This window comes from Pedobacter sp. BMA (assembly GCF_001027745.1).
Taxonomy (GTDB): domain Bacteria; phylum Bacteroidota; class Bacteroidia; order Sphingobacteriales; family Sphingobacteriaceae; genus Pedobacter.
The window spans coordinates 66,668-91,194 of sequence record NZ_LECU01000005.1 but is presented as its reverse complement, the minus strand read 5'-3'; the positions used below and the strand labels follow the sequence as shown (position 1 = coordinate 91,194).

Here is a 24,527-nt window from a genome sequence, read left to right as displayed (position 1 = left end):
ATGACCATTAAACCCATTATTTTACCGGCCCTGATTGCGCTCTCATTCACTGCATTCGGACAAAAGCCTGTTGCTAAAACTGACAGTGTGACCAAGAAAGTTCCTGTGGAGTATAGCAAAATAATCCCTGCAACTGCGCTGGCACAAAAAGGACTGTTTAACGTGACACGGGTTGACCAGAAGTGGTTTTTTGAAGTGCCTGATAGTTTACTGGGGCGTTATTTACTGGCTGTTACCAGATACGTAACTACGCCTCAAGGTTTTGGTAATTTCGGCGGAGAGAAAGTAAATGAGCAAACCCTTTATTTTCAAAAAGGAAACAATAACAACCTCTTTTTGAAAGGGGTTGTTTACCGCCAGGAAACGAAAAATCCAGATGCCCCGATTTATCAGGCGGTATTGCAGTCGGAGGAGAGTCCGATTATTGCCAGTTTCGATATTAAAGCAAAAAATCCGGCTACCGGAGCATATGTTATTGATGTAACTGACTTTTTCAAAAAGGATAATCTTGTTGTTTCCATTCCAGCCGACGAAAAATCATCTAAAAAGCTGGGCGGACTTGCTGACGACCGCTCGTTTATCGAACGCATTTCCTGCTATCCGATTAATGCAGAGATCAAAACGACGAAAACCTATTCGACTTCCGGACCAGGTTTCACCGTCGGCGCATTGACCGGTGCAACTACGCTTCGCTTAAATACTTCCTTTGTATTGCTGCCTAAAATCCCAATGAGAAAGCGCTTATCTGACGAAAGGGTAGGCTATTTTGCCAACAAATACATTTTGTTTGATGAAGATGCTCAGCGCACGCAAACCAAATATCTGGTGCAACGCTACCGTTTGGAGCCTAAAAAAGAAGACCTTGCCAAATACCGCAAGGGCATCCTGGTTGAGCCCCAGCATCAGATCGTGTATTACCTTGATCCGGCAACGCCAAAAAAATGGCGTCCTTACTTAATTAAGGGTATAAACGACTGGCAAAAAGCTTTTGAGCAGGCAGGATTCAAAAATGCCATTATTGGGAAAGAATGGCCGGTAGGAGATACAACCATGAGTCTGGAAGATGCCCGTTTCTCTGTCATCCGCTATTACGCCTCCGAAACGCCTAATGCTTATGGCCCGAGGATCAGCGATCCGAGGAGTGGAGAAATTATCGAAAGCCACGTAGGCTGGTACCACAATGTGATGAAGCTGGTGCATAACTGGTACATGGTACAAGCTGGTCCGCTGGATGAAAGGGCGCGTAAAATGCAGTTTGATGATGAGCTGATGGGGCAGTTGATTCGATTTGTTTCTTCACACGAAATCGGCCATACGCTTGGTTTGAGGCATAATATGGGCGCCAGCAGTCAAACCCCTGTTGAGAAGTTGAGAGACAAGGCATGGGTGGAAAAGAACGGTCATACCATTTCCATTATGGATTATGCACGTTTCAACTATGTGGCCCAGCCGGAGGATCATATTTCACCTGCAGGAATTTATGCCAGGATTGGTGCCTATGATAAATGGGCAATAAACTGGGGCTACCGGTACTTTGATGGCGGGAAAGATGAATTTGAAGAAGCCCGCATATTGAATAAAATTACAACCGACACTTTAACTAAAAACCCAAGATTGTGGTTTGGTGGGGAAGGCAAGGATGAAGATCCAAGAAGTCAGTCGGAAGACCTGGGAGATGATGCTGTTGCGGCGAGTGACTATGGAATTAAAAACCTGAAGAGGGTGGTAGCGCACCTGATTGAGTGGACAAATGAACCTGGCGACCAGTACGATAATCTCGATGAATTGCATAAAGATGTGGTTAAGCAATACGTCCGATATCTTTATCATGTGATGAAGAATATAGGTAACCGCTATGTAACGAAAAGAAGTGTGGAAGAGAAGGGTGTAGTTTATGTAGAAGTTCCAAAGCAAAAAGTAAAAAGTGTGGTGGGCTACGTTGGTCGGCAGTTATTTGAACCACCGCTGTGGTTGTATCCGAGCCAGATTTCGAAACTGATTGATTTAAAGCCAATGGAGCAGATTTCAGATCAGCAAACGCAGATTCTGAATATGTTTCTAAGTTCTGGTTTGTTATTCAACCTGAGTCAGAAAGCACTCACCTCGGCAAATCCTTATCTGGTAAGTGAGTTTTTGAACGACGTTTTGCCAACAGTGTGGAAAAAGCCTGCTGCAGACCCAATGCAGGCTACGTATCTCAGAAGCCTTCAGCGTTCCTATCTTGAAAAAGTTGGTATGCTCATTAATCCGAAAGATGTTGCAGATGGAAAAGCCATGAACAGTGCACAGCGCAGCGATGTAAGACTGGAAGCGATTGCTCACATCCAATCCATCAGAAGAAAGGTAGAAGAAATTTTACCTCAAACCACTGGGATCGATGAAGTACATTTTAAAGATATCCGTACAGAAATTGATAAAATTCTTAAAAAGACAACCCTTAATCCATAAATATGAAACACTATGCATTGGCCATTTTATTGGCCGCATCTGCTATTGCGGTTGATGCGCAGGTAAAAACATCGGCACAGGAAGTAGCGACCCCGGAGCTTGCTCAAAAGCGGGAGGCGCTAAAAAATCTGATCGTGACTAATTATCTGGGAATGAAAAACAGTCTGGTTATTTCAGATGCGAAGAAAACATCAGCTTATGCCGCAGGCTTTGCAGATGCTCTTTCGCAATTCAAGTTTAAGAAATTAACTCTCGAGGAAATGAATGCATCCACTGTAACAAGAGAAAGCATAAAAGCGCTGGCAAAGCACATTGCTGAATCTGCTTCCTTGAACGAACAAAGAAAAGATATGGAAACTTTATCAGCGCAGCTATGGACAATCATCGACAAGATAAAACCTGAAAATATCACGCTTTATCAGCAAAAATGTCCGATGATGGGTACAACCTGGGTAAGTAACGATAAAAAGATTGAAAATCCTTACTATCCAAAAAACATGCTTACCTGTGGTGAAGTCATTGCAGAAAAGTAGAATGATTTAATTTTAGTTAGTTAATGATGGCTGCAGGATAACGGATGTTTCCTGCAGCTTTTTTTTCTTAAATATAGACAAATATCATTTGTCAATTACCTCGAGAAGTTTATCCAGATCGTTTTCAGTGTTGTAAAAGTGAAAGGAGAACCTAGTACCTGCGCCCCGTGCAGAGCAGAGGATTTTTGCTTCTTCAAGCCTTGAAACGGTTCCGGTACTTAAGGCCAGACTAATTATAGTAGATTGAAACTCCCTGGTGTATAAGGAATTGGAAATAAGACCACGTTGGTGTAGGGCCAACCGCGCCTGATCACTTATTTTTTTCGCCGCATCCGAGATGGCCTGCAAGCCAATGCTGTTGATGTATTTCAAACTTTGGTTCAGCGATCCAAAATTTAAAGTATCCTGATGACCAGGTTCAAAGGTGAGAAGAAAATGATCTTTACCTGCCAGAAACGGTGAATCGGGCAAATAGCCGTTCTTTTTTTGGTTAAACAGTTCCTCTTTCATTTGATTGGAGAGTAATGCATATCCATTTCCAAAACCTGCCATCAGCCATTTGTAACCGCTACCTAACACGGCGTCGAATCCAGAAGTGTTGAAGTCGAACACTGTTGTGCCCATGAATTGTGTAGCATCACCTACAATTAATAAATCCGGAAAATCAGTTTTGAGCTTTTTGATGAACGAAGGACTGATTCTGATTCCGCTGATATATTGTACGATACTAAAAGCAAACACTGTCGGTTTGAATTCTTTAATACGACTTAGCAGCTGCTCTTCCAGCTGTTCATCGATAGAAACTTCAGTAAACGCAAAGCCACTGCTTTTGATGGGGTAATTAACGGAGGGATAATCTTCTTTTAGTAACAGGAAACGATGGGTTTTATCCAGCCCATTTAAGAGCGTAGTAAATCCTATGGAAAAATTCTGTACCAGATAGGTATTGGCGAGATCAGATCCAAACAGCTGAGCAACTTCCTTTCGGGTTTCGTCTAACACCAGATGATGCTCCAGTCGGAAATTGCTCCCCATCTCTACAAACTGCTGATCGTGGTTTCTTCGCCACGCCGCCAATTCAGTAGAAAGTAAACCGGCATAAGCCGTATTTAAATAAGTGCAGTTATTCAGTATCGGGAATTGTGATGTAAAGTCCATTTTCAAAATTAAAATATTTAAGCTATTTAAGATAAAAGGTCTTTCTTATTTATGTCAGAATTTGATTAACAAATCCAGGAAGCGTAAAGTGTAAAAATTTTGTTCATTAAACTGCGCCACTAGGGGAAAAGTTGAAAATTGTTTACATTTAATTGTACCTAAAACTTTATGAATATGGAAAAGAATGAAGAATACGTAAAGATTCCTAATTTCCTTAACCGCATTAAATCGGAGTGGCCAGGAAAAATTGATCATTTTGAGTTTAAAACCCCAACAGTGATCTACGTTTATTTAAAAGATGGTATATCAAGTATGGATTTCCTCGGGAGCTTATCCAGGAAAATCGAGCGGTATATCGACTTTACAATTCCCATTATCCTTTATCATATAGAAAGGGATGGTTTGAATCTTCGCTCGCATCCAATCAATTGGTATTCTACTTTACAAGGGTCTGCTGAATAATTTATTGCTGAAATAATTTAAACTCCATCCTTACAAAAATTGAGGATGCAGGGTTTGCTATATCTTTATTTTGCATGCAAGTCAGCTTAATCATTATCATTTAATTTCTTGATCTTGTGAAGCAGGATTTGTGTTGTGTAACAACTTAGTATTTAGGAAATATTAAGCTATCGTTAAGCGGTTTATTCCGGTCCAAATCAATTTTAGTTTAATGTTGTATGTGTAATTATACATATTGTTGATTTTTATCAATAGTTATTTTTCAAAATCGTCCGTATTTTGTAATATTAGATAGACATATAGTTTTCTGTTAGTTGTATTCTCCATACCTTTGTCGAAAATTAATAAACATGAAAGCTGCTACATTTTTTTCGTTCTTTTCGGTCTCTATTCTCACGCTCACTTCGTTATCAACTGTTCACGCTCAAATAGGTAAATCGAAACGTAATGATCTTCATTTAAACGTCAATGTCGACAAAATTAACGGTGCTGAAATGATTGAAAGTTTAGCAAGTCGCAGAAGTGAGTTTAATAAGACAAGTGCAAAAAATGGCTTCAGCTTATCTCAGATGCCTAAAGCAGAATATATTTTTGACCACAGCAATACTGTAAATTTTACATTTGATGGTCTGGATTTTTCGATCTGCAATAACAAGGTGATCGCGATTAAAGGATTTCAATTATCTGATGAGGTTTTATCACAGATCACAGAAAAATTAGTTTACTTAGATAAAGCACAATTCCTGTTTTCAGAAAAAGCAAACTATGCGCTATTAAATGGAGAGGCTAATGCTGCAGAACTTAAAACCATCGAACGCAGGTTTTTTAGTTCCCTTAAAATTTTAACAACTACGCTTAAAGATATTTCATCAATTACCAGAAAGAATGATAATTCATCGTTAGTTGCTGTTAACCTGGCCAAATTGCCAATGCCAAATATTGATATGCCGGAGAATACTTCTAATACTCAGTCTTTGGTGCAACGGACTAAGTAAAATATATATAACAGGTATTGATTAAGTCTCGCTAAACGCGGGACTTTTTTGTTTACCAGGGATAGCAGTCTGTTATACAGATTTTATTTTACCTCTTGCTCTATCCATTTTTTAAGCACCCCAACGCGCTCTTTTAAATACCTGGTATTAAAGAACATGCTCGACCAATCATCATAATTTTCATACTGGAAGCCTAAATAGAATACCCAAAATCCGAAGCCGAAATATGCTACCGTTGACAATTCTTCATCGCTAAAAGGCCGCACTTCTCGGTAGGATTCAACAAATACAGCAAATTGGCGGTCTGCCTCAGCTTTTGTAAGCTTTCCCAAAACTACCTCGATAAAGTAATGGACATAAAAGGAGGCGATATCATTTGCGATATAGCCCTGCCCGGCGAAGTCGAAATCAAAAAAGGTGAGCTTGTCGCTACTTGCAAAGTGAAAGTTTTTGGGCAGAAAATCATACTGGCAGTAGCCGTAGCTAAAACCGGTACAATCAACTACCTCCAGCTTTTGAACGATTAAGTTGACCATTTTAATCAGTTCTTCATATTCGTCTGGGATATCTTCAAATGCTGGCTTGAGTACCTTTAAAGGGCGATAAAAAATGTTTTCCAGGTTATATTGTTGTCGCGGATAGTTGAGTTCAATCGTCGTCGTAATTTCATGCACTTTTGCCATTTCTCTACCCAGCAATGCAAGTTCTTGGTCATTGAGTGCATAAACCGGTGTTCCTTCAGCAAAAGTAAATAGGACACCATATCTTATGCCTTCAGCAGCCTGGAAATCTTGCAGCATATTACCTTCAATGTTTGCGATGGGATAGGCAACGCTTGCACCTTTATTTTGAAGTATTGTGAGCAGTTCCACTTCTGCGCGGATTTCATCTGCACTGCGGTGAGCACTACGGTAGATCTTAAATATAAATCTTTGAGAATCGCTATGCAACAGATAGGTGTCGCTCACATTATGCATGAGCAATTTACAGGAGATTTGGCCCAGATTATACTGTTTTGAAAGAAAGCCCTGTAAAGCAATTGCCGAAAGTGTTGAGTATTGTGCCGGGAAAATTTGCATGTGATAAAGTTAAGAAATTAGCTAGTAATTCATTTTAGATAGGATTAGTATCAACAAATTGCTTTTTCGAACATGTTCAGGTTTTTGGAAACTTATCCTGCTATTGATTTTGGTTTCCTTTTGTTTTCCTTCGACCTTGGTTCGACCACAAACTATAACTCATACATGGTCATAATTTGCCCTGAACTCGGCAGCAACGTGTCGGGAATTACTAAAGACGTAGCAGACACGTTCCAGACACGTTCGAGACACGTACAAAGTACCTTCAAGTTATATGGAATTATCCTTGTAATCTGTTCGTAATATAGGTCTATACTAGATTTAGTATCTAGTTTTGGATATTTAGATTTTAAACTTGCTTGCTTTATGTATTCGGTATCAAGTTTCCACTTTTTCAATACCGAAAGGTTTTCGAGGTAGCCATCAGCGAGCTTGGTTACTTAATGGAAGTCGATAATAGCAGCATTGGTAATGATGATTTTATATGTTTCGTTTAAGGTTGAAATTTCAAGTCTTTGCAGATGGCAATGCCACGGTAATAGTTAACAGGGTTTTTAATTGGTTTTAACATGGGTTTAACTTGGTTCTCATTTGGTTAAAACCAAACAACACCCAGTTTAAATGCTTCTAAACCCACATTTTGGAGTGAGAATGCCTTTGACGACAGTTTAAACTCGGTTAACAATGTAAAGGTACATAGCCTTTATTAATTTTTTAGATTGGTAAATGCGACCAGAGATTAGTTAAGTGAAAGATAAATACTTTCCTTTCTTAACCTTTAAAGGTTATCATCTTGTTTACTCCCACAGATTGTTTTGCAGATGTGTTTTCAAGCTAGAATACCATTGGTCAATTTTTTGGGATAGAATGTAATTCTTTACTTTAAGTGAATCTTATTAATATCTTTTGAGATTAATCTTCAATGAACTAAATTTCTACCTACCGGGATTTTAGGTATGAAATGTATTTAATTCGTCGCTTTCGTACCCTTACGTTTAGAAGAGCTAATCCCCAATGACCTGCCTAACAGCACCCCAAGAATTAATGCTGCTGTGAAGAATAACGTAAAATAGCTGCCACCCCGATCGATATCTGCGCTGATTCCGACCGATACTTCTGCAAATACCCCGAAAGAGAATGCAATTGCTAAATTCTTATTAAGACTTGATGTTCTATTCTGGACGGTAATGAGGTAACTGGCACTCATGTAAACAAATCCAAACATTATCGAACTATATATAATGTTATCTGCACGAAGTACTCGAGTAGATGCGGAAAATAGCTCTGTCAGAGTACCGAATAAGACGAGAAACAATGCTGATGGACGCCCGAAAACTGATTCCAATGTCGAGTGGGTAACTTTGCCCAGGCTGAATATAATCATGATGAAAACTGCTATAATACTAATCGGAACTAGAATTAGGCTGAATTCAGCTATAGAACTTTGCAGCTCCCGGATCTGGAACCATAGCGATATGTCCGCTGCGGCCGGTGGGGCGATTTTCAGTGAGAAGTATTTTATGGCTAGTGGAAGACTTGTTATCAAAATTAATCGAAATGGTTTCTTTTCAACCTGGTTCTCTAAAAATGACGAAATCTGATGTTTGTATATTGCAATACAACATATAGCGGCAGATAATAATAAATTCACAAAGGTGATGATCGTTACCGCAGTTAGTGAGTTACTGTATACGCTATTGATGCTGTAGTATAATATACTCAACAGAAGTATCACTAAAGAGGGAAGAGAATAGAAAAGGTTGAAACCTGTGAAAAGGTACACCCAAATTTTACTGGCACGCAAAGAAAAATTCACTTTACCATATTCTGTAGCCAACACATCAGTTTTGCCTATGCGCTTACATGCGATTAGGAAGGATTCTTCTTCATTCAAGCCCAAACCAACTAATAATTCTGTAGAATCCAAAAGATGGCTTATCAATTCCTTTTTATCTGATTCATTCAACGATCCCTGTGCGTTGATAAGATCTACATAGTTTTTTATTTCTTTATCTAAAGTGAAGTTTGAGGATTCCATAGTTTGGTGATTAAGTCGTTAATAAAGTTAAGTTGGGTATATTGTGTGTCTAATTCTTTTTGTCCATTCTTGGTCAAAGTATAGTATTTTCGTTCTCGTCCTGAATTAATTCTCTTCCATTCACCTTTTATCCAATCCTTGGACTCCATTTTTTTTAAAATAGGATAAAGTGTTCCTTCCGCTACTGCTAATTCGCCCTCAGTTTTATCTTTCAATTCCTGGATGATTTGATAGCCATAACTTTCCTGCCTACGCAATATTAGCAATACAATTGGTGTTAGCGAGCCAGCCATTAATTCCTTATTTATTTCAATCATGGATCTAATATACATAGAAGTTCTATGTTATCTATTTTTTTTCAAAAACTTTTGGGGTTGCGACCATCATAATCAAAGCTGGTTACACCAAGATAGTGACTAAGTTCTTTTTAAGTTGGTAACAATTACTTAAGATTATTTTTAAGCTACTTCTAACGATGGCTGTTCGATGAATTCTAGCTTTGCTGGCTAACCAAATTCAAATAGAATTAGAAAACGTAAGCATTTTATTATATTAGCTATAATGAGAATATATACAAGCCTTTGTTTCTTGCTGTTTTTTTTCTTTGCATCAGCGCAAAGTGAACCCGCTTTGATAAAGGATTGGAAAAGTTACCCGCTGCTATCAGTCATAGAAAATGACCTGCTCAAGAACCGATACAGACCGTTTCTGTTCAGACAAAATGATCAGATCGCTGTAATGGACCAGAAAACCAAAATAAGCCAGGTATTTCCTTTTGAATTTTATTGGGCAAGCACAGCAGACCAGATGACCATGAGTGGAATGAAGACTTTTATGAAAGTTAATAATGGCTATCTGGTTGGTTTTAACAACGGAGAATTTGGAGGCGGACTCTACTGGTTTTCTTCAGACGGTACCAGTAGGTACAGGATTTCAAACCATTACGTTAATCAGTTTATCTGGCGAAAAGATACCCTTTTAGCAATTCACGGAATTGTATCAAGAAATATTGATGAGGGTACGTTATTATCGCTATCATTCGACAATGAAGGATGGCACGCCCGGGAATTATTGAATTTTCCGTATGCACCATTTGCCATTGATTTAGATAGAAAAGGAAATCTAATTGTGGCTAGCCGGTCTGGGCTGATGTCGGTTAAAAGACTCACTAAGATAAGTAACATCGAAGTTAGTGAATGGCTTTCAAATGGGTACCCTACTTCATTAATTATACAAAATGATGTCGCTTACGTAGGTATGACAGGTGGGGTTTTTAATTTTGATCTACGGACAAGAAAATCCTCTTGGCTGCTTCCACGCTAGGTTGTAATATTTACTCGAAAATGTCTTTAAAAAAGGTACAATGCAACTACTGTAAAGATAAGTGGAGCAACCTAAACAATTTTACTCACCAGTTGTCCATAAAATTAGGACAACTCGCCTGGTACAATTTTTTGTTTTGTCTTGCTTTTTTGTCACAGTATTTCATTTTTAAATGAAAAGGTAATAGCAGAATGATACGGATAATGAATGAGAAAAAGGAATATATCCCAACCAATGTTTATGATGTTGACGCCATAAAAAAACTCAGGGTGTTACCATTTGAAGCAGTTAAAGCTGACGTACCGAAACTACTGGAGTGGCTTAAGGATATCCATTGGCCAGTTGCCCAAGGGGTTGCTGAATATCTTTTGCCTTATATTAACGAAATTAATGAGGAGTTGTTGGTTGTTTTAAATACCAATGATGGTATGTGGAAGTACTTTATGATATATAAGTTGATCGGAGGATCGAATAAGAGGCTTAATCCCGAATTAATACTGGCATTGAGAAATATTGCCGACAATCCAACGCCCATTGAGCTGGAAGATTTGGTTGACGAAGCAGCCAGAGATATACTTATGAACAAAATATTGTGTGGTTAACATAGAGTTTTGGGAATAGGATATTTGGTCGAACTATAAACAATAAGTTAGCGCTGTTGTGAGAAAGAATACGCATACACTGTATGCATACTGTTGTAGGCAGTAAAAATCCTCACCTTAGTGTCTATAACTTTACCTGTAATTTTGAATTCAACCTCAAAGACTGCCGTTTGTTCTATTGGAGAATTGGATTCGTCCAATAGTTTTCCTGGTTCAAATTTATACGTTACGAATTTCGTATTTATAAAATTTGTGATTGGTTCGAAGAGCTTCGCCTCTCGATTTCTTTTTCCAGGAATGACTTTCCCTTCCTGATCGATCGCAAAAATAAACCAATAAGACCCAATCGAATCTAGATGGCTGCATATCTCTCTAATGTTGACCAAATGTTTAAAATCCCGTTTAAGATCAGTAGTGTCAAGAAATTTTGGCACGGTTGCAGGCGGCTTGATATCTCTCTTTCCCGGCAGGACGTGATGTATTTGTGCAGAGCTAATGTGAACCATACAGCAAAAAGCAATTACGATGTAAATATTTTTCATACGAAAAAGCGTTAATGATTTAATTTTTTCAGAATAAACCTAACAGCCGTCAAGTTTGAACTCATCTGTACTATTTCAACCAAATAGATGATAATTAGTTGTTATCTTTCGTAGTTGTCACTTGTTTACTCAATTTTTTTACCTCTTGTTATATTTGACGCTAAACTTTGAAATAAAGTTCTTTTGTAATTGAACATCTTGTGGTAGCTCTATTTCTGGTAAATAAAAAAGTCTAAAGGTTGCATTAACACGATTGCTTTCGCTATGATTATATATAGTTAATTGTACAGTTGAACTTAGTTTTTTTGATCTGTCACTATTGTAGTATGCTGGTTTCCATTTATAATGATTAAACACATTTTTTATATAGGTATTAAAGAAAGAAAGGCTGGAATCTGACTGGCTTGATATCTTTCCGGAACTAATTTTGCCTTCTTTATCAATAACAAATATGTAAGACAACGATGGTAAGATATACCCCATCTTGTCGTATTTGGGCTTAACCGAAACATATTCTAAAACAGGTAATTCATTCACAAATCTTTCTTTATCCATCAAACTTGGCATGGTCAGGTTTTTCCTGGATTCTGCGACCTCAAACTGGGGCTTGCAAGCCGTCATAACTAAGGTTAATAACAAAAGTTGAAGTGTATGCGTGAATTTAAAGAATATAAATTTATCAAATAAATAAATTCCTGAAATTGATTTATTCTGCAAATGAGAAAGCGTTTTAAACATAGAGAATGATAGCAATTTATTCCGTTTAAAAATATATAATTGTCTGAAAAGACTTAAAATTATTGAAATATGAAAAAATTATTTCTTTTAAGGTCGTAGTATATATCATAATATTGATCGTTTGTAGAATTTGTTGTCTAATTGTCGGGTATTTGCTTGGGTTTGGATCTTCATCAGACCACTTCAATTCTGAATTAAAGTTCGACATTATATTTCTCTTCCTAAACATTTTTATCTTTATGGATTTTGATAAGATTTACTCTAAAACTGGGAGGAAACATATGGAATTTGCCATAGTATCTTTTCTTACGTTATTTTTTTATGTAGCTCAGTTTATATATTTTTATTAAGGTCATTTCTTTGCATGAAAAGGATATTTAATGATTCTTAATTTTCAGTAGCACTATTTATTTTGAAAAGTAACACAAATAAGGATATAAAATGCAAATAGACAGCGCAATTAGGCTTTTCGCGATATTTCTTAACCATGCCTGGAGGCATGTTGATGAATTGCTTATTGGTCGAGCCTATACAACTAACGAAAGTTCCAGAAATGACTGGTTACAGGCTAACTGGGAATTTCTTGTGGAACGAAAAGTCTTAGACCTAAACGATTTTCTGGAAGTATATGGAGATGGGGCAGACTTCTATGGAGCAAGTAGCAGGATTACTGATGTAGATTCTGCGTCAACCGTGAAGATTGTCGCAATACCCAAATCTGGCGACACAGTCTATGATGTTTTGAATGATGAAGACGTTGATTTATCGAATTCAGTGTTCGACAGGTTAGTTGGATTTGATAATGGTTTCTATATTCTCGAACCTGATTTTAATTTTGTATTACTTTTTGACGAAAATATCCGGGTAGAAAGAGTTGTGAGATTAAATGATGTAAAATTCGATTTGGATAGACTTTGATTAAAAGCCTAAAAGGTATTACACTTTTAATATACAATCAAATTTATATAAATATGATAAAGGAGTATGATATTGTGAAATCTTTAAAAGACTTAAACGATATGGTTTTTGAAGGATGCAAGGGGACGGTTTTATTTGTATACCCCGATGCGCAACCGGCTTACGAGGTTGAATTTATTAATGATTGCAATGAAACTTTAGATGTTCTAACAGTTAATAGTGACGAAATTACCAATGTTTAATAGGAAATATGGCTAATGAAAGTTTTTGATTATATTTTTTGTTTGGTTGCCAAATCATTTTATAATAAGCGTGGAATAAACGAATTACTTATTGAATACAGGAAATAACATTAATTGCGGCTGCTGCGGTTTTTCGACAATAGAATTTGATGCGATAGCAGCTATTTGTGATGTCTGTTTTTGGCAGAAAGATTTTTCCCAGGAAAAGAATACTGGTGATGCTGGAGGACTGAAGTCTGTATCCCTAATGCAGTCAATAGTGAATTATAAATCTTTTGGCGTGATGGACAGGACATTCTTAAATAAAGTTAGACTACCTAAAGAAAGTGAAATTCAAGGGCATGGTTAAATAAGTAAAATGATGTCAGAGAAATCTGAGTTAATAAATCGTTATATTTATTGAATAAACTTTCAATACATTATTGTTGTATGATGAAGTTGAGATATACTATCCAAAAGCCGGTTCTATTTAATGCTGACTCAACATTTAAAAAGGTTGTGGAGGTATTATATAAACAAAAATACATTGTTGAATCCAAAGGAACTATGTTGGTCGATTTCAAATTTGATCAATGGCAGTTTAGCAACAGAATGGACTTTGAAAGAAAGCTTGAAAGTGGGCAATTCGAATTATGTAAAGAAGATGGGCCAAGTATTTTGAAATTAAAATATAGCATGTCATTAGTGGAACCAATATTAACCGTTCTAATTATTGTTTTATTGAGCTTGTTCATTTTTCAAAATTATAAAGTCCTTTTTTTACTTGTACTCCCTGTTTTCCAAACAATTTTCCGGTTAACCTATCTTCCTTTTGTAGCAGAAGATATCATGAAAGAAATAATGAGGTCTTGAGTGTCAATTTTTAAATGTGGAGAAAAAATATTACTATCAAATTGTGCTTAATGTGGCGTTAATAACCAGTGAATACGAGTTTGGATTTACCAATATTTCTGATATTCCCTATGAAAAGCTTCACGAACTGTTTTTTGACCAGGTCAAAAATGAATAATTTCTCTTGACGTGGGCTTATCCTATATGATTTCTGAAAAGCTGTATAAAAAGCATCAAAAATATTGATTTCAGGATTGATTTTATTTTTTAACTATAGAAAAAAAATAGTGGTTTAATCTTTTTGTAATAGGCATGTGGTGGATATTGACATGATATATGAGTTAGTGACCAAATAGTACTGTTATAAAAGTTGTTTTTGATGCTCAAAAATTTTAAAGGCTAAAAAGAAGCTGTGCGTGGAATTGGTAGATTTATTTCAGCAGCCGGTAACGTATATTTAGAATGGGAACTAACGTTATAACAGAATCGTATAGTGAAGGAACACATGTTAACTTTGAAACCCTTATACCTAATCCTGCAAAACCAGTAATACAGATGGTAAAAGCTAACTATCATATTTTTTTAAATAACTAAGATGGAAATTAAATTAGAAATTCCTGAATACACTGGTGAAGGAATAATTTACAAATGGGAATACGGTTTCGAAATTAAATCGATATTCGATGATGGTGAGATTTTAATAACAGCCAACAGAGCTGGGCTAATATCTCTTGCTAAACAGTTATTGACCCTTGCACAGGAAGACGTTCCTGCAAATTTTCACTTACACTACAACTCAGATAATTCCCTTGAAGAGGGGTCGAATGAACTAATAATTCAGAAGATTTAAACTGCATAGTGTAACAATAACTCTTCCTGAATTTACTTGTAAGTTTTTAGTTATAATACTAGAATTAGTTTACATCGCGTCAAATGCGGAATAAATGGACATATTCGCCGAGATATCCAAGCTATTAGATACTCTAGGTAAAATTAAAGTAATCGGTTAAATATCTAAACTAGCTTATCTTCTTAAAGCGGCGACGCTGAAGCAGAAGATAAAAGTTTAACGTTGAGGTTGGGACTAATATCGGTGGAAAGGTGATTGAAGTATTTTTTATTTAAATTGTCAAAGACTATATTCTTAACATGATACAAATATTTTTAATGCAAAAAAATAATATTTTATTGAAATCGTGTATGGGGTTTTTGTTATACACAACCTGTTTAATTACATCCTGTTTGCCAGCCATCAAAGAAAACGAAAGTGATGATAAAACTCATGGGGCAGAATTAATAAAAGGATTTTATGAAGCAATCGCGAAACAGGATACGTCTAAGTTAAATCATTTGATGATTGATCCAGTTAAAGCGGATGTTTTTGGGCCAAATGGTATTAATGGAGTGATTAAAAATAAAGAGCTTAAATTCGGACGGTTTAAGGAATACAAAATTTTAGAGGATCTTACCGTACGTGTGGATGTTGCAAATGTCCGGTGCAGTATAGATATAAAGTACTTGTTTCCTATGGAAAATCAAATTTGATCGAATCAATAACTTTTATTGAAATCAATAAGATTCCTTACGTTGCAGAATACCGAGTAGAGAAGTGATATCACTGCTGGTTGTTATCTTCTATTTCCCTTGTGAATTATAATCACTACGTAATTTTGTTTTTTTGTTATATCTTTAATTACGCTAAATAAGGGTTTAATTTAACTATTCATATTAACGAATTTCAAAAAATCGTGAAAAATAGCTCGCTTACTAGCCCAATATTTTTTAATACTGCCGAAAAAGCGCGCTGAATGACTCAACTCACCCTAGCACCACACAAGACCGTTCTTAAAGGAGGATCTTCGCTCAGGACGCCTTATTTTTAAAGTCAAGAGAGATTTAATATGGATGGGAACAGCCTTGAACAAGTTTGATCTATTGCCCGAAGCGGCCATTTTGACCTGAAATAAAGGGGTCATTAATCAAATATAACATATGAAAAATTCGCTATTGTTAAGATTAATAGTATACGTTGTTGTGTTGATTTTGTTAAGAATAGGGTTTCTAACGATAGGATATATGTTGGGCTTCGAATCTACAGGAAACCACTTCATATCTGATTGAAACTTGACGTTATTGTTTTATTATTAAACATAATAGTATATTGGATAATCGTTAAAATTTTTATAAAGCCAATGAACGGGGGTTTGGAATTTATAATTGTTTCTTTACTCACGATGATATTCTATGTTTCGCAGTTTTTTTATTTTTATCAAGATTACTTCATTAAATGAGTGAAATTAAATGGGAAGTTTTTATCGATTATTAATTCAATGTGATAATGAGCAAAGTGAAAAACTTGACATTTTGTTCGACAGGTCAAATGATGATCCTGAACTAGGATGGAGCTTTGTAATTGAACAAACATCCGATCAATTCCCTCAGGCACTAAATCTTTTTGCGGATTTAGTAGGTCGTAACATCGGAAAATTAACAGAAATGGGCATTACAACAAAACTAATAACTTTTTGGTATATGTATTAATATGAACAACAGTGTAATATGGAATTTTGGCCAGATATTACTAAGAAAATGGGTGATTTAGGGATAGTATTATGTGTCAGTTGTTGGGAAAAATAAACTAATTATTTCGTGAGTTAACATAGAACCTGTTGAATAATTAATTTGCAATTATGAACAAACCGGTCGAGTATGAAATTAGGCTTGGTTAAAAAAGGCAAGCATGCTATTTGAAAACATTAGCAAAAATTAAATCGAAATATCTAAATCGCTTCCTGAAGCAAAGAACGGTGGAGCATGCCGGAGTGATAAATTTGCTCAGACCTTGTGCTTGATTAACTGGATATCCGCAAATTAAACCAGCTTGATAAAGGAAACATTTCTTAGGTAAAATTAGGTCTCGTCACCTCAAAATATTATGAAGAACATTATATGGTATTTTTTAATTTTTGTGATTTTTTCTGGGTGCTCAAGTAGCGATATTGAGCATAAAGAAGGTTTTGGGAGTTATGATCTTAGTCCTGATGGTAAATCGATCGTGTTTTCATGGGTTCTTAACGGCAAATCTTATATTTATGTATCTGATATTGAAGGAACTAATATACAGACAATCTTTAGCTCTAAGACTTCAACATCTTTTCTAAACCCCAAATACTCCAATGATGGAAAAACGATTGTTTTTATTTCCAATGCGTTCAATTCTTTAGGTAGTGCTGTGTGTATAGGGGATTTAAACTCAAGAAAAATCGAAAAACTAACTGATACAACAAGGATCAATACAGAAGCGATTTTTTCTGCAGATGACAAAAATGTATTCTTTTGCTCGGCAAACGAATATGGAAATCATTCAATATTAGCAGCAAAAGCAGCTCATAATTTTGATATTTATTCTATAATGCGTTCAAGTAAAGAATGTGTAAGGGAGACAAAATTAAATGCTTACTCTCTTAGTAATTTAGCAGCCAATTCTGGTTCGATGGTTGCATTTCATATTTATGCAGGCAATGATGGAGGTATGTTTCAATATGATACATTATTGAAAAGATTGCCAAGAAAGATTCAATCAGAAAATGGTAAACTGGACAACCCAAACATTTATTCTAATCCAACCTATTTTGATAGTAACAAGCTATTTTTCACAGCTTATAACAAACTCCTGTTAATGGATTTGGATACTAAACAAGAGAAGGTTATTTTTCTATCTAATTTTAACATTGCTAATGTCCGGTATTCCCATTCGCTTAAAAGACTTTTTTTTACTGAAGAAAACTCGGATGGAACTATTTATTCAATAGATATTTTCGGAAAAGGTATGAAAGAGATCCATCTGGGGGTTTAAATTATTTATAATGGTACAAGGTCGTATGATCCAAAATTTCCAAGATAGAATATAATTGATCCGTTGACTGCAGGTTCCAAAAAATGTTGACCATATGAGCTTGCAGTAGGCAATTGGATCTATTTTGGTGATCCCGATGAGATGTGGATAGAAGATTGGATGAGAGAGAGTCGGTGGAAATTTAAGAATGTATAGATTTGTAATTCCCAATGTGAAAAAATAATGAAATCGATAATATTAATTTTTGCTATCTTGTTTGCTGGCACAGTTTCTTACGGTCAAATCAAAGATGATGACTATAAGAAAATGATTGATACTGCGATTGTTATGCAGACTAATGGATCTAATAAAACTCCTTATCGGCCTGGTATATATTTGATCGATGCAAAAGATCAGGGATACATGCTTACATCAGCTGCAAACAAAAAGAAATTTGGCTACATAAATGTGTATGATAAAAAGAACAAAAATTTGCTGAAGAAAGGGATTAATGCTTGGAAAGTGTTACCCGTTTTAAGTGGAAACAGGTTAATAATTAGGGTAATTGACTTGAATGTAATATATCGTAATAACATTTATAAATTTGGCAATGGGGGCGGCGCAGCTGTGACATTTGAATACTTATGTGACAAGAATAAGTGGGTATTTAAAGAGACAAATTGGTCTGGCTTATAGTTTATACATTATCAAAAATACCAAAGCCTCTCAAAGTAAACTTTGTTGGGCTTTTTTATGCTTAGGATTTTCTAGACATTTAAAATTAAGTAAAAAACTTAAAGTTATGAGTAAAATAATTTTCGAAGGATGGGATGTGGGAATGTGCAAAATACCATTTATACATCTTTTGCAAAATAAAGCTGGGTTATCATTAGGTGAAGCTAAAAAACTAAAAGATAGGTTGGTGAATGATAATGAAATAATTGAGCTTGGAATTGAAAGTAATGAACTAGCACAAGATATTTTTGAAGCAGCTTTAACGTTAAATGTGAGAGCAAGATTGAATTCGGAAGATTGAAGTAAAAAAACCAATCGGTCTATAGCATAACGACAAATGAAATGCATTTTCAATGATAAAGTATAGCAGATAAACTGAACGCCGGGGGTTGTATTAAATTAGATGTTGATTGTTATTAAGAGCCCGGTATAGAAATAATGCAAATGAAAAACATTGTTAAAATGTTATTATTCCTGATAATTGTTGTCGCGGGCTCAGTTTGGTATCTTTTGTGGAGAAAAGAAGGTGTCCTTGAAACAAAGGATAATGCGGCTTTAATTGATCTAGGTGATAAAAACAGATCCCTTTTCATAAGAGCAAAAGTCTGGGGTGTCGCAGGTAACAACGTGGAGATAGTCTTATCTAAATCAAATAGCAAGTTGACTGATAAGGCCGAAGACTATGTATTCTTTACATCTGAAATTTTTTATAAAGTGGGAAAAGACACGGTTATTTTATATGCACCTGAAAGTTCAATTAGTGAGCCTGATGCTAAGATCCAACCGGTTAGGGTGAATAACTTAAAAACAGCAGATGAGATACGGGATTATAAAATTAACTATAAGAAATATGGGTTGGAGCGTATCAGCGTTTACAGATGATTTGGATATTTTGGCAAATGTGGCCAATTCTTCAGCATTTAATGCGACCACTAATTTCGGGTTAAAAATGAGTCCTCTCTTTCGGGTCAAACTGGCCGATTTGATCGATAGATCAAACTTTTTCAAGGTTAGTTTCCATCCACAAAAAATCTTTTTTGGCTCTAAATAAGGCGATCTGATCTAAGATACTCATTTGGGAAAGTCTTAGGTGGTTGGAGCGAGATTTTAGTCATCCAGCGCATTTTTTTTTGTGATTCTAAGATTTGGATGTAGATTGGATGTACTCAATGATCCTTGATCATTCCCCTTTGTCCATAAGACTTCTTGACTTAACACAGTATGGAAATTTTTGAAGACTTTTCTTTATACTTTCTAAATAAATATAATTACGCACGAAATTGAATAAGCCTCTCTTACCCTCTCTTTGCCTTTGCCTTTTGATATTAAGTAGCATGAATTGCAAAAAAAGATATTTTATTGCCTGAAGCAAAGGAGGTGCTCCCCCAATAACCCAAAATGGAGCTAATATTCTTGGTTTCCTACTAAACGGAGAAGTTTGATTACCCAAAAGCCACTACTTAAACAGCGGTTATCACTAACTTATGAGCCAAGTCCTAATGGTGGGTCACTTGGTATTGTGGCTAATCGTGAACTTTCTTCTGAAAACATAATGGAGCTAAGTATTGGATTGACTGGAGTAGCTTCAATCGGGAAACACACATTTAATAATAAAGGAGTTATTTTCTACGATTCGAGCTCAAGTTTGATTACTATGAAAAGCAGACAGTTTCAGGATTTGTAAACATTACAAAAATAGACGCTGTGAACAAATTTATTTCTGGAACATTTGAGTTTACTATCTCTAAGCAGGGCTGTGAGATACTGAGAGCTACCGACGGTAGGTTTGATCTGGCAACACACTGATAGTAGTTCGCGAGTATCATTTACAAATTGAGAAATATTTTGTTTGGTAAGAAAGAAAAGGTAAATTCATCTAGTCAAGTCTTTTACATTCGCGCTCATCAAATGAAACATTGCTCTTCGACTTTTACGTAAAAATCTACGAACCGAACTAGTAACAAGGTTAAATAGAGACTACTCTGCTGAACAGGATAAAATAAGTTCTCTATAATAACGCAATAATTCTATGAATATAGAAATGTTAAAACAAACGTTAGACGTTTTAAATATTAACTTTAAAGATTATTCGCTTGATGGCATTTCGTTGCCAATGCAAACGGTTCTTTCTAGATCAGGAGACACATGGGTCACTTTTGAGTATGACGAAGTTGGAAGATCACTTGATTTGAAAGAGTTTATTAACGAAGAGGATGCGTGCAAAGATATTTTAGAACGCTTGTGCTACTTAGTTGAGTGGAGAAAGAAATACAATGTGAGGTAGCTAGGGTAATTCTCTCACGAACATTAAAAAGTGGTGAGAAGATTCCGAAGCCTCATGTAAAATAATGCAAAATGTTTGTACAGCAAAACAAGATGAACTGTAACCCTTCCTAAATATCGGACTGTCTAAAAGGCGAAAATTCGTAACTTTAAAACAGTAAGGTGAAAAAGTCAAAAATCAGTGAAGCTCAGATCGTAGCAGCAATCAAAGAACATGAAGCAGGTAAAACAGCAGCTGATATCTGCCGTAACCTTGGGGTGCATCAGGCCACCTTCTACAACTGGAAGAAGAAATACTCAGGGATGGATAATCAGGAGCTTCGCCGGCTCAAGGAGCTTGAGGAAGAAAACCGGAGATTAAAACATTATCTCTTTTTACTACTATTTTTCACTACAGTAAAGACGATCCAAGGTTGGAATTTCGCATTTGTAGGCGAAAACTAATGAACTATTCCCGAATCAAGTCTATCGCAACTTATCATAAATGTTTAATCGACTTAGTGGAGGATGGTTATATTAATTATAAGCCATCATTCAATACACTTGGCAGTTTTATTAAAATAATGGATGATTTGCCAGATTAATGCTAAAGCTTCTGTTCAACAGGCGGAATGTGCTGTTCTTGTTTAAATCTTCGAAGGTAAATTCAACCTTCGTAGGACCGGTTACAATCAATGTGTAAGGGCAAAGTTGTTGTACGCGCCTAGAATTCTTGCAAAGCTTATCAGCTAGCAAACAAAACAATGGATAGGATTTTTATGACCAAATAATTCCTTGTTATCACTTCTCTTGCTGGATCATATTTTTTCCCTGCTTGCAAAGTACCGGACCTTCAATCTCTGAAAGGACTCTCGCAGCATAAACCGCTTCGCTATTTATTCCACGTTCCTTGTATATATTTCTTTGCTCAGGTAAATGGGAAGCAAAAGGAAAATATATGAAACCAGCAGAATTAATAATTAAAACTCAATTTGGTAGAATTTACCGCAGATCACTAGTTAGTTCATTATTCATTTTTTTCACCGATGACAGTGACGGAATAATGATGTTTTACAAAACCGATCCAGACAGAGAGCCACTGTCTGGATATGGAGCAGAAGAATCTCTTTTTGAGGCAGTCTTTAACAGAAATTGGATTTGGGCAAGTGAGGATATGATATTCAATATCAGGTGTATTCTAGAAGCTTCATCTTAAACATTTTATAAATTGGGAGCGCGTCGAAAGTTATATTAAATGGAGTTATAGAATCTGTCGAGGTTTATGGATTGGCAACCTCCAAAATATCCTCTAAGTTTTTTAAGCGCTAATTGCTAAGGTTTAGGTCAACTCAAAGTGTAAAAGGTTCTACACTGTGAAATTTAAGATAATTTGCGTCCAAGCCGGCCGAATGAAGGAGCCCTTACTGGACAAATTTCGAATTTTTTCTTGTCTGATTTGCAGGAATTGGCGAACGTTGCTAACTATCTTAAACATTAAGAAAGGGTTCGTTTTTTGATGCTTTATAGATACTCAACGATTCACATAATAAAAAAATAATTTTTTCGTGAACCGAACACTAGATGAGTCTTATTTCAAAGTTTATATAGGGAGAGCAAATTATAAATTTCAGGAATATGAATAGGGATTTGATATAAAGTTATAAGCATTTGGGATAATAATTTGCTTCCTGACAATTCTATTTTATAGTTTCACTGCTTACTTTATAAATCGTAAACCATGATCCCGTATTTTGATGGCAATCGCTTAAATGATATAGCAAGGAGAACTATATTATGTATTCTGGTATTAGCTCTTCTCACCTCAAAACTATTTGCACAGGAAGCTCAAAATATTGCAGACCTTGACTTTTTATATCATCAAATTCAAGAGCTACCTTCCTATAAAGATCAGTTTAGAGGCGAAAAATCTTATCATAACCTTTATGAAAAAATCAGAAAAGATCTGAGAGCCACAGATGAAATTGAAACTTATCAGAAATTACTTCTATTGATTCAACCCATCAATGACAATCATTTGGGGCTTTGGAGAAAATCCGATTCTAAAGCTAGTTTTAGCCCCCTTAGAATGCCGATAGATACAACGGAGGTTAAAAATAAAAATAGTTCTAGTTATAGCAACAGCATAGAAGGAATCTATATAAATTCTGATGGAAGTAAACGTGTGTTATTTGAATTTAAACCTGATGTTTATTATCTCCAAAATTTTAATACCGGAATCATTGAAGCAATTTTAAATCATACTACAAATGACAGCTATGATGTAGTATTATTCATAGGTTCACCAGTTCCATATGTCCTGAATAGAAATTTGAAGATACAAAATGGCAAGTTAGGTAATTTAAATTTTTATAAACTCGGTTATAGGCTTGCACCTCCGCTAACAAGTGGACATAAGAAATTTGAGTACAGGGAACTTAAACCTGAAATAGGTTATCTAAGACTTGGTAATTTCAATTCCAGCAATGATAACTTCAAGGTAGCAAAAGCTTTCTATGACAGCATACGAACGAAAATTACCACTCAATACATAATAGTAGATTTGAGAAATAACTTGGGTGGGGGATATAGAACTTCAAAACAATTTTTGACACTCTTGAAAAAATACCATGGAAGGATATTTCTATTACAAAATAACAATACAGTAAGTAATGCGGAACAGTTCATTATTGACATCAGGAGCAAAAAAAAGTTAATAACGCTTGGTGAGACAACTCGAGGAACGATAACCTATGGAAGTAATTATGGAAAAACCGTTAGTTTGCCAAGTGGCCGTTTTATCTTTTATCCAACCGACATGAAGGGGAGAAAAAAGGATTTAATATATGAAAGTATAGGTATCAGACCAGATATTATTCTGGATCCTTTTGGGGATGACTGGATAGAGCAGACTTTGAATTATGTAAATAACGAACGTGTAAAGTTATAAGATGAGTAATTATTTGAAATCATCTCACTTGATAAACAGTTTTTGTTATAAATGATCCACAGGTAAGATCTGGACTGAAAATTCTGACTTCCACCATAATCCTTGGTTTTCAAACTCAATTTTTCCCCGGAATTACTCCAAATAAGGCTTACTGTTCGGGGAAAATTATACAGGTGGGGATAGATATCCTTCGTTTTTTGAGATTATTTAATGACTAAATGACGATGATCATTTAAATGTTTGCAATAACTTCTGTATTCATAATTTTTCTCTTTTAAAGTTCCAGTTGAGTTCAACGATAAGCATCGCACAGAAAATTAAGCTTCCGCCTATAAAAATTTCTTTGTTAAAAGTTTCACCCAAGATAATCATTCCGGCAATTGTGGCGAAAATAGGTTCGAAAAGATATGTCATAGCTACTTTTTCCTCACTTAAATATCGCTGACCAATATTTTGTACTGTGTACATAAATGCAGTTGCGAAAAGTCCCGCAAATAAAACTCCCTTCCAGAAATCAAAATTCTTAGGAATCCAGACTGACTGACAATCAAAAACGCCAATATTCCACTACCGATAGCACAAAACATCATTATAATAATTACACTGGGAATTGGATCAGCTTCTTTAGAATATTTTCCGACCTGTAAAACATAGAATGCAAAAGCAAATGCACACGCTACAATCCATAGATCAACCGGTTCCTAAAATTAAAAGCAGTAAAAATAAGTGTTTTTTTTGCATATCTAAATATTTTAAATGAGTTTCACATTCAAATATTAGAGTATGCATTCTGATGCAAAAGAAACACTACTACTCCCAATTTCTTCTCTAATGATGGA

At 35.6% G+C, this 24,527-nt stretch carries 29 protein-coding genes; 22 read left to right on the top strand and 7 right to left on the bottom strand.

Features of this window, described 5'->3' with window-relative positions:
- Both AB669_RS09950 and AB669_RS09945 read left to right on the top strand, forming a co-directional pair.
- Complete coding sequence (locus AB669_RS09950; protein WP_082120646.1) at positions 1–2,448, top strand: zinc-dependent metalloprotease; 2,448 nt, start codon at positions 1–3, stop codon at positions 2,446–2,448.
- A gap of 2 nt (positions 2,449–2,450) precedes the next feature.
- Positions 2,451–2,981, top strand: a complete 531-nt coding sequence (locus tag AB669_RS09945; protein WP_047799164.1) for a DUF3347 domain-containing protein — start codon at positions 2,451–2,453, stop codon at positions 2,979–2,981.
- Between the two features lie 84 nt (positions 2,982–3,065).
- On the opposite strand, the gene AB669_RS09940 is transcribed toward AB669_RS09945, so the two are convergent.
- A complete protein-coding gene (locus AB669_RS09940) occupies positions 3,066–4,139 on the bottom strand; it encodes an aminotransferase class V-fold PLP-dependent enzyme (RefSeq protein ID WP_047799163.1) in 1,074 nt (357 codons plus the stop codon).
- Between the two features lie 174 nt (positions 4,140–4,313).
- Between AB669_RS09940 and AB669_RS09935 the strand changes: the two genes are divergently transcribed.
- Entirely contained in the window at positions 4,314–4,601 is a 288-nt protein-coding gene (locus AB669_RS09935) for a hypothetical protein (RefSeq protein WP_047799545.1), read from the top strand.
- A 350-nt stretch (positions 4,602–4,951) separates the two neighbouring features.
- Entirely contained in the window at positions 4,952–5,596 is a 645-nt protein-coding gene (locus AB669_RS09930) for a hypothetical protein (protein WP_047799162.1), read from the top strand.
- A gap of 83 nt (positions 5,597–5,679) precedes the next feature.
- Here AB669_RS09930 and AB669_RS09925 read toward each other — a convergent pair whose 3' ends face one another.
- A complete protein-coding gene (locus tag AB669_RS09925; protein WP_047799161.1) occupies positions 5,680–6,675 on the bottom strand; it encodes a phosphotransferase enzyme family protein in 996 nt (331 codons plus the stop codon).
- A 72-nt stretch (positions 6,676–6,747) separates the two neighbouring features.
- Here AB669_RS09925 and AB669_RS22155 point away from each other — a divergent pair, with 72 nt between their 5' ends.
- Positions 6,748–6,978: a hypothetical protein gene (locus AB669_RS22155; RefSeq protein ID WP_156166724.1), complete on the top strand. Its 231-nt coding sequence runs from the start codon at positions 6,748–6,750 to the stop codon at positions 6,976–6,978.
- 664 nt (positions 6,979–7,642) lie between these two features.
- Here AB669_RS22155 and AB669_RS09920 read toward each other — a convergent pair.
- Together AB669_RS09920 and AB669_RS09915 are read right to left on the bottom strand one after the other, a co-directional pair.
- Positions 7,643–8,713, bottom strand: a complete 1,071-nt coding sequence (locus AB669_RS09920) for a hypothetical protein (RefSeq protein ID WP_047799160.1) — start codon at positions 8,711–8,713, stop codon at positions 7,643–7,645.
- Positions 8,689–9,030 carry a PadR family transcriptional regulator gene (locus tag AB669_RS09915; RefSeq protein WP_047799544.1) on the bottom strand — a complete coding sequence of 114 codons (342 nt, stop codon included), beginning with the start codon at positions 9,028–9,030 and terminating at the stop codon, positions 8,689–8,691. Before AB669_RS09915 ends, AB669_RS09920 begins: the two co-directional genes overlap by 25 nt.
- A gap of 244 nt (positions 9,031–9,274) precedes the next feature.
- Between AB669_RS09915 and AB669_RS09910 the strand changes: the two genes are divergently transcribed.
- Together AB669_RS09910 and AB669_RS09905 are read left to right on the top strand one after the other, a co-directional pair.
- The gene (locus AB669_RS09910) at positions 9,275–10,036 is read left to right on the top strand and encodes a hypothetical protein (protein WP_156166723.1); all 762 of its coding nucleotides are present in this window, start codon (positions 9,275–9,277) and stop codon (positions 10,034–10,036) included.
- A gap of 203 nt (positions 10,037–10,239) precedes the next feature.
- Positions 10,240–10,638 (top strand): DUF5071 domain-containing protein, encoded by a 399-nt coding sequence (locus AB669_RS09905; RefSeq protein WP_197082391.1) that lies wholly within the window; start codon positions 10,240–10,242, stop codon positions 10,636–10,638.
- A gap of 47 nt (positions 10,639–10,685) precedes the next feature.
- On the opposite strand, the gene AB669_RS09900 is transcribed toward AB669_RS09905, so the two are convergent.
- Both AB669_RS09900 and AB669_RS09895 read right to left on the bottom strand, forming a co-directional pair.
- A complete protein-coding gene (locus AB669_RS09900) occupies positions 10,686–11,180 on the bottom strand; it encodes a hypothetical protein (protein ID WP_156166722.1) in 495 nt (164 codons plus the stop codon).
- Between the two features lie 138 nt (positions 11,181–11,318).
- Complete coding sequence (locus tag AB669_RS09895) at positions 11,319–11,918, bottom strand: hypothetical protein (protein ID WP_047799156.1); 600 nt, start codon at positions 11,916–11,918, stop codon at positions 11,319–11,321.
- A 441-nt stretch (positions 11,919–12,359) separates the two neighbouring features.
- Here AB669_RS09895 and AB669_RS09890 point away from each other — a divergent pair, with 441 nt between their 5' ends.
- The 15 genes from AB669_RS09890 (at position 12,360) to AB669_RS21530 (ending at position 23,688) form a co-directional block, all read left to right on the top strand.
- Positions 12,360–12,836, top strand: coding sequence for a hypothetical protein (locus AB669_RS09890; RefSeq protein WP_047799155.1), 477 nt, complete (start codon positions 12,360–12,362; stop codon positions 12,834–12,836).
- 53 nt (positions 12,837–12,889) lie between these two features.
- Entirely contained in the window at positions 12,890–13,078 is a 189-nt protein-coding gene (locus tag AB669_RS09885) for a DUF4926 domain-containing protein (protein WP_047799543.1), read from the top strand.
- Between the two features lie 91 nt (positions 13,079–13,169).
- Complete coding sequence (locus AB669_RS09880) at positions 13,170–13,427, top strand: CPCC family cysteine-rich protein (RefSeq protein WP_053058357.1); 258 nt, start codon at positions 13,170–13,172, stop codon at positions 13,425–13,427.
- Positions 13,428–13,507: 80 nt separating this feature from the next.
- Positions 13,508–13,930 (top strand): hypothetical protein, encoded by a 423-nt coding sequence (locus AB669_RS09875; RefSeq protein ID WP_047799154.1) that lies wholly within the window; start codon positions 13,508–13,510, stop codon positions 13,928–13,930.
- A 574-nt stretch (positions 13,931–14,504) separates the two neighbouring features.
- On the top strand, positions 14,505–14,759 hold the full coding sequence (locus AB669_RS09870) for a hypothetical protein (protein WP_047799153.1): 255 nt from the start codon (positions 14,505–14,507) through the stop codon (positions 14,757–14,759).
- A 299-nt stretch (positions 14,760–15,058) separates the two neighbouring features.
- A complete protein-coding gene (locus tag AB669_RS09865) occupies positions 15,059–15,454 on the top strand; it encodes a hypothetical protein (RefSeq protein WP_156166720.1) in 396 nt (131 codons plus the stop codon).
- A 756-nt stretch (positions 15,455–16,210) separates the two neighbouring features.
- Complete coding sequence (locus AB669_RS09860; protein WP_047799151.1) at positions 16,211–16,450, top strand: hypothetical protein; 240 nt, start codon at positions 16,211–16,213, stop codon at positions 16,448–16,450.
- A gap of 394 nt (positions 16,451–16,844) precedes the next feature.
- Positions 16,845–17,765 carry a PD40 domain-containing protein gene (locus AB669_RS09855; protein WP_047799150.1) on the top strand — a complete coding sequence of 307 codons (921 nt, stop codon included), beginning with the start codon at positions 16,845–16,847 and terminating at the stop codon, positions 17,763–17,765.
- A gap of 222 nt (positions 17,766–17,987) precedes the next feature.
- Positions 17,988–18,440 carry a hypothetical protein gene (locus AB669_RS09850; RefSeq protein ID WP_047799149.1) on the top strand — a complete coding sequence of 151 codons (453 nt, stop codon included), beginning with the start codon at positions 17,988–17,990 and terminating at the stop codon, positions 18,438–18,440.
- A 106-nt stretch (positions 18,441–18,546) separates the two neighbouring features.
- A complete protein-coding gene (locus tag AB669_RS22340) occupies positions 18,547–18,780 on the top strand; it encodes a hypothetical protein (protein ID WP_047799148.1) in 234 nt (77 codons plus the stop codon).
- A 143-nt stretch (positions 18,781–18,923) separates the two neighbouring features.
- Positions 18,924–19,361: a hypothetical protein gene (locus AB669_RS09840; RefSeq protein ID WP_156166718.1), complete on the top strand. Its 438-nt coding sequence runs from the start codon at positions 18,924–18,926 to the stop codon at positions 19,359–19,361.
- 1,147 nt (positions 19,362–20,508) lie between these two features.
- The gene (locus AB669_RS09835) at positions 20,509–20,763 is read left to right on the top strand and encodes a hypothetical protein (RefSeq protein WP_047799146.1); all 255 of its coding nucleotides are present in this window, start codon (positions 20,509–20,511) and stop codon (positions 20,761–20,763) included.
- Between the two features lie 161 nt (positions 20,764–20,924).
- Positions 20,925–21,206, top strand: a complete 282-nt coding sequence (locus AB669_RS09830; RefSeq protein ID WP_047799145.1) for a transposase — start codon at positions 20,925–20,927, stop codon at positions 21,204–21,206.
- A 493-nt stretch (positions 21,207–21,699) separates the two neighbouring features.
- Complete coding sequence (locus AB669_RS09820) at positions 21,700–21,957, top strand: hypothetical protein (protein ID WP_047799143.1); 258 nt, start codon at positions 21,700–21,702, stop codon at positions 21,955–21,957.
- A gap of 522 nt (positions 21,958–22,479) precedes the next feature.
- Positions 22,480–23,688: a S41 family peptidase gene (locus AB669_RS21530; RefSeq protein ID WP_053058356.1), complete on the top strand. Its 1,209-nt coding sequence runs from the start codon at positions 22,480–22,482 to the stop codon at positions 23,686–23,688.
- A 258-nt stretch (positions 23,689–23,946) separates the two neighbouring features.
- Here the strand turns inward: AB669_RS21530 and AB669_RS21525 are convergent, their stop codons facing one another.
- Entirely contained in the window at positions 23,947–24,219 is a 273-nt protein-coding gene (locus AB669_RS21525) for a DMT family transporter (protein ID WP_255352156.1), read from the bottom strand.
- Positions 24,220–24,527: the final 308 nt, after the last annotated feature.